This window comes from Rhodanobacter sp. DHB23, from assembly GCF_014842975.1.
In the GTDB taxonomy this organism is placed as follows: domain Bacteria; phylum Pseudomonadota; class Gammaproteobacteria; order Xanthomonadales; family Rhodanobacteraceae; genus Rhodanobacter_A.
Map to the genome: position 1 here is coordinate 487,561 of NZ_JACYXK010000028.1, position 15,245 is coordinate 502,805.

At 65.6% G+C, this 15,245-nt stretch carries 9 protein-coding genes and 1 tRNA gene; 1 reads left to right on the forward strand and 9 read right to left on the reverse strand.

All coding sequences use genetic code 11. The features are described 5' to 3' along the window. Positions 1-55: 55 nt before the first annotated feature. From rpsO to IHE47_RS14165, 8 genes are all read right to left on the reverse strand, one after another. Positions 56-325, reverse strand: coding sequence for a 30S ribosomal protein S15 (gene rpsO / locus IHE47_RS14130; protein ID WP_192106900.1), 270 nt, complete (start codon positions 323-325; stop codon positions 56-58). A gap of 179 nt (positions 326-504) precedes the next feature. Further along, on the reverse strand, positions 505-1,434 hold the full coding sequence (gene truB / locus IHE47_RS14135) for a tRNA pseudouridine(55) synthase TruB (RefSeq protein WP_192106901.1): 930 nt from the start codon (positions 1,432-1,434) through the stop codon (positions 505-507). Between the two features lie 10 nt (positions 1,435-1,444). Further along, positions 1,445-1,816, reverse strand: a complete 372-nt coding sequence (gene rbfA, locus IHE47_RS14140; RefSeq protein ID WP_192106902.1) for a 30S ribosome-binding factor RbfA — start codon at positions 1,814-1,816, stop codon at positions 1,445-1,447. A gap of 166 nt (positions 1,817-1,982) precedes the next feature. Beyond that, positions 1,983-4,781, reverse strand: a complete 2,799-nt coding sequence (gene infB / locus IHE47_RS14145) for a translation initiation factor IF-2 (protein ID WP_192106903.1) — start codon at positions 4,779-4,781, stop codon at positions 1,983-1,985. A 126-nt stretch (positions 4,782-4,907) separates the two neighbouring features. After that, on the reverse strand, positions 4,908-6,413 hold the full coding sequence (gene nusA, locus IHE47_RS14150; RefSeq protein WP_192106906.1) for a transcription termination factor NusA: 1,506 nt from the start codon (positions 6,411-6,413) through the stop codon (positions 4,908-4,910). A gap of 147 nt (positions 6,414-6,560) precedes the next feature. Further along, complete coding sequence (gene rimP, locus IHE47_RS14155) at positions 6,561-7,103, reverse strand: ribosome maturation factor RimP (protein ID WP_192106907.1); 543 nt, start codon at positions 7,101-7,103, stop codon at positions 6,561-6,563. A gap of 189 nt (positions 7,104-7,292) precedes the next feature. Continuing rightward, positions 7,293-7,369 (reverse strand) — tRNA-Met (locus IHE47_RS14160). A 294-nt stretch (positions 7,370-7,663) separates the two neighbouring features. Further along, a complete protein-coding gene (locus IHE47_RS14165; RefSeq protein ID WP_225561889.1) occupies positions 7,664-8,803 on the reverse strand; it encodes a glycoside hydrolase family 27 protein in 1,140 nt (379 codons plus the stop codon). Between the two features lie 376 nt (positions 8,804-9,179). Between IHE47_RS14165 and IHE47_RS14170 the strand changes: the two genes are divergently transcribed. Further along, positions 9,180-11,171 carry a S9 family peptidase gene (locus tag IHE47_RS14170; protein WP_192106909.1) on the forward strand — a complete coding sequence of 664 codons (1,992 nt, stop codon included), beginning with the start codon at positions 9,180-9,182 and terminating at the stop codon, positions 11,169-11,171. 188 nt (positions 11,172-11,359) lie between these two features. Here the strand turns inward: IHE47_RS14170 and IHE47_RS14175 are convergent, their stop codons facing one another. Then, positions 11,360-14,500, reverse strand: a complete 3,141-nt coding sequence (locus IHE47_RS14175) for a TonB-dependent receptor (protein ID WP_192106913.1) — start codon at positions 14,498-14,500, stop codon at positions 11,360-11,362. Positions 14,501-15,245 lie beyond the last annotated feature (745 nt).

A 15,245-nucleotide genomic window follows, 5' to 3' on the forward strand; every position in this document is an offset into this window, starting at 1 on the left:
GTGCGGCCATGGATGGCCGCCCTTTTGACTTTCGCGTTCAGGACGAACGCAAAAGTTACCTCCGGAGACCCAGGCGCTCGATCAGGCTCTGGTAACGGGCCAGGTCGCGGTCCTTCAGGTAGGCGAGCAGGCTCTTGCGGCGGTTCACCAGCTTCAGCAGGCCGCGGCGGGAGTGGTGATCCTGCTTGTGCGACTTGAAGTGCTCGGTGAGGTGCTCGATGCGGGCGGACAGCAGCGCCACCTGCACTTCGGTGGAGCCGGTGTCGTTCGGCACGCGGCCGAAGTCAGCGATGATCTTGCCGGTCTGTTCTGCGTTGAGCGACATGGTGATACCTGTTTCCTTGAAAAGACGATGCGAAGCTTGCGTTTGCGTCATCGGGCGGCAATGACGCAAACGCAAGCTTCGACTATGGATGAAAGTGTCGGATTAACTTGTTTATTCTAACGGCTGCGCGGGCTTGGCAACAAGGGATGCCTTGATCAAATCCACCGGAACGGGCGAATTCACGGCGGCGGCAGGTTGAAACCGCGCAGGATGCGGCTGCGCCCGTCCGCATCCAGTTCCAGCAGGGCCAGCAGGGCGCCATCGCTGGCAAACGCGGCATGCGGCCCGCTGACCCCGGCCACCACGATGGGCTGGCCGCGGGCGATCGCCTGGCTCTGCGCCTCGTCCAGTTGCAGCTTCGGCCAGTCCTCCAGCCCCGCCACCACCGGCAGCAACCAGGCCAGCAGGGCATCGTCGCCCTGCCCCGCAGCCTGTTCCAGCTCGGCCAGGGTGACCATGCGCGGCGCATGGAACGGTTCCACCCACAGCCGGCGCAAGGCGGTGAGGTGGGCGCCGCAACCCAGCGCTTCGCCCAGGTCCACGGCCAGCGAACGCACGTAGGTGCCGGAACCGCATTCCACCTCGAACACCAGGGTGTCCGCCGTGCGTGACCGCAGTTCCAGGCTATGGACCTCGACCTCGCGCGGTGGCGCTTCCACGGCCTCGCCTCGGCGGGCCTTGAGATACAACCGCTCGCCGCCCTGCTTCAGTGCGGAGTATGCCGGCGGTACCTGCACGATGCGGCCACGCAATGGCGCCAGCGCCGCCTCGATCGCGGCATCGTCCAGCACGGGCACCGGCCGTTCGCACAACACTTCGCCTTCGCGGTCGGCCGTGGTCGTGGTGATGCCCAGCCGGCACTCGGCCCGGTAGGCCTTGCGTGCGCCGAGCAGGTTGCCGGCAAGCTTGGTGGCCTCGCCGAAGCACAGCGGCAGCAGGCCGGTGGCCATCGGGTCGAGCGCGCCGGTGTGGCCGCCCTTGGCGGCGCGAAACAGGCGGCGCGTCGCCTGCAGGGCCTCGTTGGAACTCAGGCCCTGGGGCTTGTCGAGCAGCACGATGCCGTGCAGGTCGCGCCAGGCGATGCGGGGGAGCTTGCGTTCGCGGGGCATGGAACTCGGATTACGGTTCGTCGTCCGATGGCGTGGCATCGCCTGCATCGCGCAGCAACGCGTCGATGCGTTCGCCCTTGTCCACCGAGTCGTCGTACTTGAAGCGCAGTTCCGGCACCCGGCGCAGCCGCATGCTGCGCGACAGCGAGCGGCGGAACTCACCCGCCAGCGTGTTCAAGGCCTTCACCGCTGCCGCCGACTGCTCGGGCAGCAGCGCAGTCACCCACACCGCCGCGAAATCCAGATCGCGGCTCACTTCCACATCCGACACGCTGCACGACGGCAGGCCGTGGTCGCGCACCGCGGCATGCACCAGCATGCCGAGTTCACGGCGCAGTTCGGCGCCTACGCGGTCGGTACGTTTGAAGTCGCGGGAGGGCATGGATGGAAAGCCGGGAATGGGGAATGGGGAATGGGGAATGGGGAATGGGGAATGGGGAATGGGAAAAGCCAGCGTAGCCGCGAGCCGCAGGGAACGGGGAACCGCTCTTTCGATTCCCTATTCCCCATTCCCTATTCCCGCGAAGTACCTTGTGATGCCTCCGGCATCACAAGGTACGAGCCACCTCGATACGCTCGAAGCACTCGATCTGGTCGCCGACCTTGACGTCGTTGTACTGCTTCACGGCGATGCCGCATTCCATGCCGTTGCGCACTTCGTCGACCAGATCCTTGAAGCGGCGCAGCGATTCCAGCTCGCCCTCGAACACCACGGTGTTGTCGCGCAGCACGCGGATCGGCTTGCTGCGCTTGACGTGGCCTTCGGTGACCATGCAGCCGGCGACCGCGCCGAACTTGGAGCTGCGGAACACCTCGCGCACCTGCGCGATGCCGAGAATCTCCTCGCGGATCTCCACGCCCAGCAGGCCGGAAGCCGCCTGCTTCACCTGGTCGATCACGTCGTAGATGATCGAGAAGTAGCGGACATCGAGGCCCGCGGTGTCGATCACCTTGCGCGCCGAGGCGTCGGCACGCACGTTGAAGCCGATCACCAGCGCCTTGGAGGCGGCGGCCAGGGTGGCGTCGGACTCGGTGATGCCGCCGACGCCGGCGGCGATCACGTTGACCTTCACGTTCTCGTTGCCGATCGCGCTGAGCGATTCGCGCAGCGCCTCGACCGAACCCTGCACGTCGGCCTTGACCAGGATGTTGAGCGTCTGCTGCCCGGCGCCCTGGCCCATCTGCGCCATGATGTCCTCGAGGCGGTTGGCCTTGCTGACCATGCGCGTCTCGCGGCGCCTGAGCTGGCGCTCGGCGGCCACCTGCTTGGCCAGCTTCTCGTCGGCCACCACCACGAAGTCGTCGCCCGCCTCCGGCACGCCGGAGAGGCCGAGCACCTGCACGGGGATCGAGGGGCCGGCTTCCTGCACGGTCTTGCCGGTCTCGTCGATCAGCGCGCGCATGCGGCCGTACTCGATGCCGCAGACCACGAAGTCGCCGCGCTTCAGCGTGCCCTGCTGCACCAGCACCGTGGCCACCGGGCCGCGGCCCTTGTCCAGGCTGGATTCGATCACCACGCCCGAGGCGGCGCCGTCGACCACCGCGGTGAGCTCCATCACCTCGGCCTGCACCGAGATCGCGTCGAGCAGCGTATCGATGCCCATGCCGGTCTTCGCCGACACCGGCACGAACGGCGTCTCGCCGCCCCATTCTTCGGGGATCACTTCCAGGTTGCCCAGGCCCTGCTTGACGTGGTCCGGGTTGGCGTCGGACTTGTCCATCTTGTTGAGCGCCACGATCAGCGGCACCTTGGCCGCCTGCGCGTGCTTCACGGCCTCGGCCGTCTGCGGCATCACGCCGTCGTCTGCGGCCACCACCAGCACCACGATGTCGGTGGACTGCGCGCCGCGGGCGCGCATCGCGGTGAACGCGGCGTGGCCCGGGGTGTCGAGGAAGGTGATCACGCCCTTCGGCGTTTCCACATGGTAGGCGCCGATGTGCTGGGTGATGCCGCCGGCTTCGCCGGAGGCGACCTTGGTGCGGCGGATGTAGTCCAGCAGCGAGGTCTTGCCGTGGTCGACGTGGCCCATGATGGTGACCACCGGCGGACGCGGCTGCTTCTCGCCTTCCAGCTCCACGCTCTGCGTGTGCGCGGCCAGCGCGGCCTCGGCGTCGTTGGCGTTGGACTCGACCACCTTGTGGCCCAGCTCCTCCACCACCAGCGTCGCGGTGTCGCGGTCGATGGTCTGGTTGATGGTGGCCATCACGCCCATCTTGAACAGCGCCTTGACCACCTCGGAACCCTTGACCGCCATCTTCTGCGCCAGCTCGGCGACCACGTTGGCGTCGCCCACCAGCACGTCGCGCACGACGGCGGCGGTGGGACGGGTGAAGCCATGCGCACCGCCGGCCGGCGAACCGCCGCGCACGGCTTCGCGCGCACCGCCCTTGACCGGCTTGCCGCGCTTGCCGCTGGAACGGCGCGCGCGATCGGCGTCGCTCAGGTGCAGTTCGCCCGCGGCGAAACGCTTGCCGCCGGGCACGTCGTCGCGGTCGCGGCCGCCACCGTGGCGGGCCTTGCCGCGCGCGTCGCCCGCTGCCGCGGGTGCCGCGGCACGCACGGGTGCCGGCGCGGGAGCAGGCGCAGGCGCCGGCTTGACCAGCTTCTCGCGCTTGCGCGGCTCGTGCACCTGCGGAACGATCATGCCCAGGCCACGCGTGTCGAGGCGCTGCACCACGGGCGCCGCCACCTCTTCGACCGCGCTGGCGGCGCTGCTTGCGGGAGCGGCCGGTTCGTCGGCTTCCGGCGCCGGCTCGGCGACCGCCTCGGGTTCGCCCGCGGATTCGGCTTCGGCAGCGACGGCCGCCTCGGCCTCGGCCTGGCGACGGCGCTCCTCGGCCTCTTCCTGTGCACGCTGCTGTTCTTCCAGTGCGCGCTGCTGCGCTTCCTGCTTGCGCTGTTCGGCGTCACGGCGACCCTGTTCTTCCTGCGCACGCTGCTCGCGCGACTCGGCCAGCTTGCGCACGGCCTCCTCGCGCTCGGGTTCGACGCTGGCTTCTTCGGCGATCACGCTGCGCTTGACGTAGGTGCGCTTGGCGCGCACTTCGACGGACACGGTCTTGGCCGTGGGTGCGGCGCCGCGGCCACCCGGGGTGGAAACCTTCAGCTCGCCGACCGTGCGGCGCTTCAGCGTGACCTGGCGCGGCGCGCTGTCGACAGCCTCCGCATCCAGTTCGCTCTTGCCGTGGGAGCGGCGCAGGAAGCCCAGCAGCTTCACCTTCTCGGTGCTGCTGACCACCTGCTCCGGATCGGAGAAATTCATGCCCGCCTCGGCAAGCTGGCTGAGCAGCTTGTCCACCGGCTTGCCCACCAGCTGGGCGAGTTGTTTGATCGTGATGTCCGACATCGTGTTGTTTCTCCGCCATTCCCGCGCTTGTCGCCCGTGCGGCCTGCGCCACGCGAACACCGCCATCCATGGTGGAAGGCCTGCGGCCTTCCTCGGCGCGCCCGTCCGGGGCGCGTCCGTTCGCGGTTAGCCGCCCTTCTCCAACTGCGCGATCATCGGCGCACGCGCCGCCATGATCAGTGCCGCAGCACGCTCTTCGTTCATGCCTTCGATGTCGATCAGGTCGTCCACCGCCTGGTCGGCGAGGTCGTCCACCGTGGCCACGCCGCGGTTGGCCAGCGCATACGCGGTCTCTTCGTCCATGCCCTTGAGCGCCAGCAGCTCTTCGCTGGGCTGGTGCTCGTCGAGGTCTTCCTCGACAGCCAGCGCCTCGGTGAGCAGCGCATCGCGGGCGCGGGCACGCAGTTCCTCGACGATGTCCTCGTCGAAGCCTTCCACCGCCAGCAGTTCGGCGCTGGGCACGTAGGCGATTTCCTCGACGCTGGAGAAGCCTTCCTGCACCAGGATGTTGGCGATCTCCTGGTCCACCTCGAGCTTTTCCATGAACAGGTTGCGCGCGGCCTCCTGCTCTGCCTCGCTCTTGGCGGCGACCTGGTCCTGCGTCATCACGTTGAGCTGCCAGCCGGTGAGCTTGCTGGCGAGGCGCACGTTCTGGCCACCGCGGCCGATCGCCTGCGAGAGCTTGTCCTCGGCCACGGCGATGTCCATCGAATGCTTTTCTTCGTCCATGATGATGGACTGCACCTCGGCCGGCGCCATCGCGTTGATGACGTACTGCGCCTGGTTCTCATGCCACAGGATGATGTCGACGCGCTCGCCGTTGAGGTCGTTGGACACCGCCTGCACGCGCGAGCCGCGCATGCCGATGCACGCGCCGATCGGATCGGTGCGGGTGTCGTGGGCCAGCACGGCGATCTTGGCGCGGTCGCCCGGGTCGCGGGCGCAACCCTTGATCTCGACCAGGCCCTGGCCGACTTCCGGCACTTCGAGCTTGAACAGCTCGATCATGAATTCCGGCGCCGCGCGCGACACGAACAGCTGCGGCCCGCGCACTTCGGACTTCACCTCGTACAGGTAGCCACGCACGCGGTCGCCCACGCGCACGGATTCGCGCGGAATGGTCTTGTCGCGCGGGATGAAGGCTTCGGCATTGCCGCCGAGGTCGAGGTAGATGTTGCCGCGCTCGACGCGCTTGACGATGCCGGTGAGCAGCTCGCCCACGCGGTCCTTGTAGGCGTCCACCACCTGCTGGCGCTCGGCTTCGCGCACGCGCTGCACGATCACCTGCTTGGCAGCCTGCGCGGCGATGCGGCCGAACTCGGCGTTCTCGATCTGCGTCTCGATGTACTCGCCCACCTGGGCGTCGGCGCGCTCGTCCAGCGCGTCCATCAGGCGCAGCTGGTAGAACGGCGACTCCATCTCGCCGTCGTCGGCGATGACTTCCCAGCGCCGAAAGGTCTCGTAGTCGCCGGTGTCATGGTCGATGGAGACGCGGATGTCCGGCTCTTCTTCGGGATAACGCTTCTTGGCGGCCGAAGCCAGCGCGGCTTCCATGGCCTCGAAGATCACTTCCCGCGGCACGCCCTTTTCGTTCGCAACCGCATCAACCACCAGCAAAAGTTCTTTGCTCATTGCTGCAACTCCATGGGCGCCCCGATGGCGACCGGTAATTTTTGCATCCGTCCATGAATGCGAGTGTCGAGAAACAGCCAACCGTGGCTGCGCTATTCAATATTCTGCGTCCGTCCTGCGATGATCGGGAAGCAACCATCCAAAACTTCAGTCAACCTTCTTCTTGCCGGGACCCTTGCCCGGCTTGGGCTTGGGCGCGTAGCCCAGCTCCACCCAGTCGGGCACCACGCGGGCGCTTTCCACCTGCGCGTGGTCGAAGGCGAACACCTTGCCTTCGGCCTCCAGCGAAATGCGCTCGCCCTCCACCGACAGCAGCTTGCCGCGCAGGCGGCGGCGCCCTTCCAGCGGCGCGCGCAGCAGCAGCTTCACTTCCTGCCCGGTCACGCGCGCGAACTGCGCGGCGGTGAACAGCGGACGGTCGAGGCCGGGCGAGGACACCTCCAGCACGTAGTGGCCGGGAATCGGATCCTCCACGTCCAGCAGTGCGGAAAGCTCGCGGCTGGCCGCCTCGCAATCCTCGATGCCCACCTCGCGACGCTCGCCGTCGGCGGTAGCCGCACCCTCGGGGATATCCAGGTACACGCGCAGGGTACTCTGCCCCTGCGACGGCAGGAATTCCACGCCGATGCACTCCAGGCCGAGGTCGGCCAGGACGGTACTGAAGCGTTGTGCCAGTGCGTTCGTATCCATCATGCATTTCCAAATCGCGAAAACAAAAAATGGGCTCGACGGCCCATTCCCTGCTCCTAGCCGGAGCGTCCTCGCCGATGTACCGACTCCAGGCGTCGCCCGCGGCGACAAGCCCCGGCAGACACGGCGCCATCCTGGCGCCCAACAAAAAAGCCTCACGAGGAGGCTTTCTTGTTCCAAGAAAGTATCTGGTAGCGGGGGCAGGATTCGAACCTGCGACCTTCGGGTTATGAGCCCGACGAGCTGCCAGACTGCTCCACCCCGCATCAGAGTCCGCAAAGTGTAGCGATGTGTCTCCACATTCGCAAGCCGCATTCACTCGTCCCGTTCCGGAGCGCACCCGCCCGAGGGCAATCGAGGATGGACTTGCCCGTACGCCGGCACTCCGACGGCACGCAGATATCCGCGCGGCGAATCAAGATTGTGGTCGAAGCCTTCATCGCCGCGGACCATGCCGGATCAGCGAACCCTTCCGTTCACGGGATCGCCGCCTTCCCTGGGCCTGTACAAGCCATGCGGGGGAAACGCGATATTCCGCTGCGTTCGCGACGACGCATGCATTACATGCTGATGCGGTAGAGATCACTGGCGTGCGCCGGCAGGCGCGCCTGCAATGAACCGTCGCCCTGCGCCTCGGCATGCGTCCACAGATTGCGCACCGTGTAGGTCTGCTTGCGCAGGCCGAGTTCCCTCGCGGCAACCGCCACCGGCTGCTCGCCGTCGGTTTCGTTGAACAACACCACCGCGATGCCGCCGTCTTCAAGCGGCTTGACGATCACGTCGACGCCATCGCTGTCGCGCACGAGCTTCCCCTGACGCCCCAGCGGATCCTGGTCGATGGCGATCACTTCCTTGTTGAGCAATATCTGCAGGTCCGCCGGCGCGACCTTGCGCAAGTCCGTGCCGATCAGCAGCGGCGCGGCCATGATCGACCACAGGTTGAACTGGCTGCGATATTCGGTAGTCGACATGCCGCCGTTGCCGATCTCCAGCATGTCCGGATCGTTCCAGTGCCCGGGGCTGGCATACGCATCCAGCACCACGTTCTGCTTGAAGATGCCGAGCATGGACGGATAGTTGTCGCGGATATCCCTGGTGGTGCGCCACGAGTTTGCGCCCACCGGCGGCCGCCCGGCCCACAGCCAGGGCTGGTTCTGGCCCCATTCGCACACGCTGTAGAAGATCGGCCGACCGGTTGCACGGAGGGCTTCGCTCATGGCCGTATAGCGCTGCCTGGCGTCGACGCCCTGATTGTTGCAGTTGTCGTATTTGAGGTAATCGGCACCGACCGAGGCAAAGAAGGCCGCATCCTGGCGCTCGCGCCCCAACCCGCCGGGAAAGCCGCGGTTTTCGACATGCGGCTGGCAGGTATAGGTTCCGGCGCTGGAATACAGGCCGAACTTCAGGCCATGCGCATGCACGTAATCGGCGACGGCCTTGATGCCGTGCGGGAAACGCTGTGGATTCGCGTACAGGTTGCCGTTGCCGTCGCGCTGCCAGTCCGCCCAGCAATCGTCGAGGTTGACGTAGCGGTAGCCGGCATCCCGCAGGCCCAGCGAGACGATCTTGTCGACGATGCCCTTCATCATCGTCTCGTCGAATTCGGGGCCGCACCGGGTCGAATTCCAGTTGTTGAAGCCCATCTGCGGCAGCGGCGCCGTGGCCGGGGTGCCGGCATGAACCGGGGGCAAGGCGAACATGCCCGCCCACAGCAGGGCAACGGCGCATCGCCGTATCAAACCGGCGTGATCACGCCAGCGGCGCGGGACGAGTGCGATGCCTGATCGTGGCGAGTAGTGCTTCCGCACGGGCATGCACTTTTTCTTCCCGCAAGGCTCCGATCGAGCTTGCGCAGGAACGGTGCAAGGCTGTTCCAGCCTGGCACGACGGGTCAAATTCATGGGCTTCCCCTCCGAATTTCGCACCGTATCAGCTCTCGCCAAATGTAGAATAATCATACTTTTCTGATAATGTAAAGTTCCTCTGGAGCGGCCTTTCCCGGCCCGGCGGAAGATGGTTCCGGACCATGGCGAGCGCCATGCGCAGACAGGAACCCGTGCCAGCAAGGGGTGCAACATGAAGTTGATTGCCCGCATCACCCTGACCCTATGCGTGTCGTTGCTGTGGCCATCGCAACGAGCCTCCGCAGACGACGACACGAAGTTGTTCCGGCTGGACGATCTGCGCAAGCTGACCCGCCTGAGCGAACCGCGGATCTCGCCCGATGGCCGGCGCATCGCGGTCGTGGCATCCACCCCGGATTGGACATCCGACCAGCGAAGCCAGCAAATCGATCTGGTCGATACGGCCAGCGGTGCAATGCGTGTGCTGACTTCGCAGCGCAAGCAACTGTCCATGCCGCGCTGGTCGCCGGACGGAAGACGGCTCGCCTTCCTCGCCGAGGATGCCGGGACCAAACAGGTACAGGTTTTCGTGTTGCCGATGGATGGCGGCGATGCTTCGCGCATCACCACGGCGACCGAGGGCGTGGACGGCTATGGCTGGAGTCCGGATGGACGACAAATCGCCTTCGTCGGCGCAGACGAGCCGGCCAAGCCGGCGAGCGGCAAGCCGCAGGACGATGCCTTCCGCGTCGGGGACAACGACTTCCTTGCGCGTTCGGCGCAGGCGCCCTGGCAGTTGTGGGTGGTGCCGAGCCAGGGCGGCGAGGCGCGACGACTCACGCAGGACGACGGCAGCCTGTACACCGAGCAGCAGGACCACGCGCCCGCGCCGGTCTGGACCCGCGACGGGCGCCGCATCGTCTTTACCCGCTACCCGGACGCCTACTGGGGAAGCTCGTACAAGTCGGTGATTGCGAGCGTTGCGGTCGATGGCGGCCAGTACGCGCCCTTGGTGCCGGAAGAAAGCAGCACGGACCCGGCTTACGCGCCCGATGGCGATGCGCTTGCCTACGCGCGGCCGCGGCAAGGCGACCGGAACAATGGCAATGCGGTCTATGTCGCCGTCGACGGCAAGACCAGCGACGTGACGCAGCAGCTCGCTCGGCATATCGAAGCCTATGCGTGGCTGCCCGGTGGCCACGCCCTGTTGCTGGAAGGCGACGACGGCACGCGGACATCACTGTGGGAGCAACCGCTGACGCATCCGGCGAAGAAGCTCGAGCTCGGCGATGTGCTCGTCCAGCGGCAGTTCTCGGTGTCGAAGCATGGCGCGATCACGTTCGTGGGCAGCACGGCCACGCACCCTGACGAGCTGTACGTGATGGCCTCGACGGCCGCCATGCCGCGCCGGCTCACCGACGTCAATGCCTTCGTCGACAGCCTGACCCTGGGGCGGAGCGAGTCCGTGACATGGACGGGGCCCGGCGGATTCGCCGAAGACGGCGTGCTCACCCATCCCGTGGGTTACGTGGCAGGCAAGAAATACCCGCTGGCCCTGGTCATCCACGGCGGCCCGCAAAGCGCCTCCAACGTGGCGTTTTCGCCGTTGCCGCAATTGCTGGCGGCACGCGGGATCGCGGTGTTCCAGCCGAACTATCGTGGCAGCAGCAATCTCGGCGACGCCTACCAGCACGCGATCTTCCGCGACACCGCGGCGGGCCCGGGCAACGATGTCATGGCCGGGCTCGCGGCCGTGGAAAAACTGGGGCTGGTCGACGAGCAGCGCGTAGCCGTCAGCGGCTGGTCCTATGGCGGCTTCATGACCGCCTGGCTCACCAGCCACTACGGGGTCTGGAAGGCGGCGGTGACGGGCGCGCCGCTCACCGACTGGGTGATGGACTACACCGTGTCCTACTACCAGCAGGGCGATGACTACTACTTCGGCGGTTCGCCGTGGACGGCCCAATCCTGGGATATCTGGCGCGAGCAATCGCCGATCGCCTATGTCAGGAACGTCACCGCACCCACCTTGATCCTGGGCGACGTGGGCGATCCGGACGTGCCCCTGGTCAACAGCTACGAGTGGTACCACGGCCTGCGCGACAACGGCGTGCCGGTGGAGTTCTACGCCTATGCGGCCGACACGCACTTCCCGCACGACATCGTGCGCACCACCGACGTGTACCGGCGCTGGGTGGACTGGCTGGTGCGGCATTTGGAGTGAGCAGTGCGTCGCCCGATGGCGAGCGGCCATTCATTCGCCACCTGCTGCGCGTACACATCATTCGAACAGCGGAACGACGCATCGGCGGCAGCGAAATCGGGCCACGCGAAATGCCGACATGCGAGGAGACGATCGCCGAATGGAACCGCCCCTCCCCGGCATGCCGAGGGAGGGACCCTTGCTGCCGGTCAGAAGTCGTACGACACGTAGAAACGGACCATGCGCGGCGGCGTCATGCCCTGCACCAGGCCATAGCCCGGATTGGGCGTCGCCGTTGTGCCGTACTGGTTTATCAACTGGATCGGCGTCTGCTTGTTGAACACGTTGAACACGGCGAGATTGAAGTTCCACCGGTGCTGCAACCATCCCGGGCTGTAATTGGCGTTGAGGTCGAGCGTGTGGATCCACGGCATCGAGCCCGGCGAACCCGGCGACGATGGCTGGCCACCGCACCAGTGGTAGGCACTTTCGTAGCCGACGGGATCCGACTGGCCGGGGCCGTAGTAGCCCATGCAGACCTTGGGCGCGCCGGATGCAATGTACAGATTGCCGCCAACCCGCCAGTCCGGGTCGATCTGGTAGAAGCCGTAGGCTTTCAGCGTATTGGTGTGGCTGTTGGGCTGCGGGCCATACGAATATTCCATCAACGACGCATAGTCCCACTGCGGCGTCAGGGCAACCGACTTGCCACCGCCCCCACCGCTCAGGCCGGCGTAGGAATCCACCGGCCCCTCCGTATTGCCCCAGGAGCGCGACCAGGTGTAGGTGATGCTGCCGTACCACGTGCCGTCGAAGGGGTGCTCCAACGCAAGGTTGACCGCGTAATAGCGGCGCACGATGCTGCGCGGGAAGCCCTGGTCCTGCGGCGTGATCACCACCTTGTGCAGGTTGCCGTTGCCGTCGGAGATCAGGAGATCGTTGGTCTGGGTCGGATTGATCAGCACGAAGCCCGGCGCGACGACGCTGCAGCTGGAAAGCTTCTGATCCAGTGTCGTGCCCGCGTACTGCAACCCCTGCGCGACCGCTGCCCGGCACATCGCGGCGGTGTCGTCCCAGTCATCGATGATGTCCGGGCCCATGTCCTGGTACACGCCATTGGCGCTGAACACGTACTTCGAGCCCAGCATGTTGAATGCCTGCTTCATGCCCAGCACGAAGTTGTCGGAATACTCGGCCTTGATGTTGGTCGCCGCGGCGCTGGCGGAATCCACCGGCTGGCCGTAGGCGTTGAAGGAGGACACGCCCGCGTCGTCGCCGCGGCCACCGTTGTTGTACGGGAGCAATTTCAGGCCGGTCGGCTCGCCGGTGACCGGGTCGATGCCGGAATAGGTGTAGTAGACCGAAGCCTGGTTCGCCGTCGCCGTGGCGTTCCAGGAAACCGCCGCCGGCAGCGCGAGGTAATAGCGGCCCGCATTGCCGTATATCTGCAAGCTGGCATCGCCGTGCACATCCCAACTGAAGCCGAGGCGTGGCGCCCATTGCGGCTTGGTCAGCCGGGCGAAGGGCTGACCGTCAGCGGCGTGGTTGACGAACTGGTCGTTGCGCAGGCCCAGGTCCAGCAGCAGGTTCGGCGTGACCTGCCAGTTGTCCTCGATGTACTGCGCCTGCTGGGTCAGCCGCGTCGATGCTACCAGCTGGTTGTAGCTCTTCGTCACGTAATAGCCACCCGGGTTGCCGCCGTACGTATCCGGCGCGCCGACGTAGGGCGGCAGGTTGGGATCGCTGCCGACGATGGGCGTGTTTGCGTCACTCTGCCCGTATGACCAGCCATAACCCGGCCCGGTGTTGACCGAACCCTCGTCGTGGTCCCAGGTCTGCAGGTTGTCGATGCCGGCGCGCAGGTCGTGGTCGCCCAACTTGTATTCCAGGTCGATGCGGTAGTTCATCTCCATCGAAGTGTGCGATGGATCGGAGAGCGACCCTTCGGTCTGGGTATTGGAGACCGGCCCGTTGGGTATGAAGGCCGGGTTTTCCAGCGAGGCACTGCCTATGTTGGGCAAGGCCGGGTTGTATCCCGGGTACTGCTCCTCGATCTCCTGGTACTCGGCGCGGGTCTTGCCGAACATCGCATGCAGCGTGAGCTCGTCGGTGATGTAGGAGGTGTAGTTGGCCACCCACATGTCATAGCTGGTCTTGGTGGCGAACGGCTTGGAAAGGAGGCTGCCGCTCTGCAGCGTGTCGTAGTTGAAGTTGTAATCGGTTGACCAGACCTTGTTGGAGTTCTGCAAGGCGGAGAAGGTCAGTACGTTGTTCTCGTTGATGTTCCAGTTGAGCTTGGCGTACACCTTCGGCTGGTGTTCGGTGGTTTGCGCGGCATAGGGGAGACCTTCACTCATCGCGCTGGTCGTCGTGCTGGTGGTGTCGTCCCGCTCCAGGCCCAGGAAGAACGTCAGCTTGTCCTTGATCAGCGGGCCACTCACGTACACGTCGTAGATGTTCTCTTCCGACCGGTTGCCTGCCCTGTAGGTGTTCAGGTTTCCCGCCGTTTCCGCCGGATTGGCGGTATAAAGCGGATTGTCCCAGTAGTAGTTGCTGGAATCGGCCGTCAACTGGCCCGGCGACCATTCGGCCTTGAAACCGAAATGCCAGTCGTTGGTGCCGGACTTGCCGATTTCGTTGATCACGCCGCCGATCGTGCGGCCGTACTGGGCGCCATAACCGCTCGTCATGGTCTGCTGCTGGTCGATGGCGCCATACGGCAGCGGCACGCCGCCCTGCCCGGTGATCGCATCGGTCGTGTTCATGCCGTCGATGAAGTACGCGTTCTCCGCCACCGATGCGCCACCGAACGCCAGCAGCGGATTGCCCAGTTCCCCGTTTCCCAGCGACGGCGCCCCCATCGCCACGCCGGGCGCCAGCATGGCGATGGCTTCAGCAGTGTTTCCCAGCGGAAGGCGGGCGAGTTGCTCGGCGGTGATCGTGGTCACCTGGTTGGTGGTGGTCACGTCGATCGGCGGGACGGCGCTGGCGGTAACGACGACACCGCTCAATGCCTTCGGGTTGTCCGCCGTGCCACCAGTGCTGGCAAAGCTGACGGTGGCCGTGCCCGATGCCGCCGGACTGACGTTCGCGCGGGATTGCACCGGCTTGCCGTCGCGCAACAGGGTGACCGTGTAGTTGCCGGTCGGCAGGATCATCGAGTATTCGCCCGACGGACCCACCGCGACGGTGCGATCGAAGCCGGCCGTGCTGGTGATGCGGATGCTCTCGTTCGGAGCCACCGGCACGGTGCCGCGGATGGTGCCGGTGACCGCCTGCGCCAACGCGCCCTCGGAGCAAGCGAGGCAGAAACAACCGCCGATCGCCAAGGCCAGCAGCTTGCGTGGCATCGTCCGGCAGCGCGATACATTCCCCGATTCATGCTTCATGACTTCACCTCCCCGGTGGAAATCTGACACGCATACTCGTTTCGCCGTGTGCATCGATGACGCCTGCATCGCAGGATGCGGCACGCATCGATTCACCTCTCGATGGATGTATTACTATTTTAATACTAATACGAAATCCGCCGGCCCTGTCAAGGGAATGAGCCGGCCCGATTCCGCAAGGAACCGGCTCCATCCCGGGCATGGCTTGCCACGCAGACACTCCTGCCTCCACCCGGCGATGAAGATCTTCGGACCTTGCCGGTAGCCACTTTGCAGGTATCCATCCCCGAGCCCGGCTCACTCAGTCCGGATTCGTCAGGGATCGCGACTCGATGGATGGCTCGCAAAAAATCGAGCGGCCACTCCGGTTGGCAATTAATTGCGAATGCTGGGCACGCTTTCGTTTGCCTCTGGGCAGAGGTGGTTTCCCGCGACGGCATTCGCTCCAAGGTCGCGATGCTCGATCGAAGTGTCGCGCGGGCTCGAACCGGCGGCGAGCAAGAGGATTTATCTGGCCGGAGGGGATTCGATCCGCTGAAGCTCGACTGACAGTCTGCCGGGATACGCGCTTTTCATCGCACCAGACAAAACCGGAAACGCGGTTGCGCAGCAACCAGTTCACCTGGACGGCGAACACCGGCTACACGCCATGCATGCGCTCGCTTGTCGCGAGGATCATGGGTCTCTCGCTGCGGCACCACAGGCA

What these genes read in the sequence shown, in the direction of transcription:
- rpsO (WP_192106900.1), bottom strand. Translation starts at nt 325, where the DNA reads ATGTCGCTCAACGCAGAACAGACCGGCAAGATCATCGCTGACTTCGGC.
- truB (WP_192106901.1), bottom strand. Translation starts at nt 1,434, where the DNA reads ATGCCCCGCGAACGCAAGCTCCCCCGCATCGCCTGGCGCGACCTGCAC.
- rbfA (WP_192106902.1), bottom strand. Translation starts at nt 1,816, where the DNA reads ATGCCCTCCCGCGACTTCAAACGTACCGACCGCGTAGGCGCCGAACTG.
- infB (WP_192106903.1), bottom strand. Translation starts at nt 4,781, where the DNA reads ATGTCGGACATCACGATCAAACAACTCGCCCAGCTGGTGGGCAAGCCG.
- nusA (WP_192106906.1), bottom strand. Translation starts at nt 6,413, where the DNA reads ATGAGCAAAGAACTTTTGCTGGTGGTTGATGCGGTTGCGAACGAAAAG.
- rimP (WP_192106907.1), bottom strand. Translation starts at nt 7,103, where the DNA reads ATGGATACGAACGCACTGGCACAACGCTTCAGTACCGTCCTGGCCGAC.
- IHE47_RS14165 (WP_225561889.1), bottom strand. Translation starts at nt 8,803, where the DNA reads ATGTTCGCCTTGCCCCCGGTTCATGCCGGCACCCCGGCCACGGCGCCG.
- IHE47_RS14170 (WP_192106909.1), top strand. Translation starts at nt 9,180, where the DNA reads ATGAAGTTGATTGCCCGCATCACCCTGACCCTATGCGTGTCGTTGCTG.
- IHE47_RS14175 (WP_192106913.1), bottom strand. Translation starts at nt 14,500, where the DNA reads ATGCCACGCAAGCTGCTGGCCTTGGCGATCGGCGGTTGTTTCTGCCTC.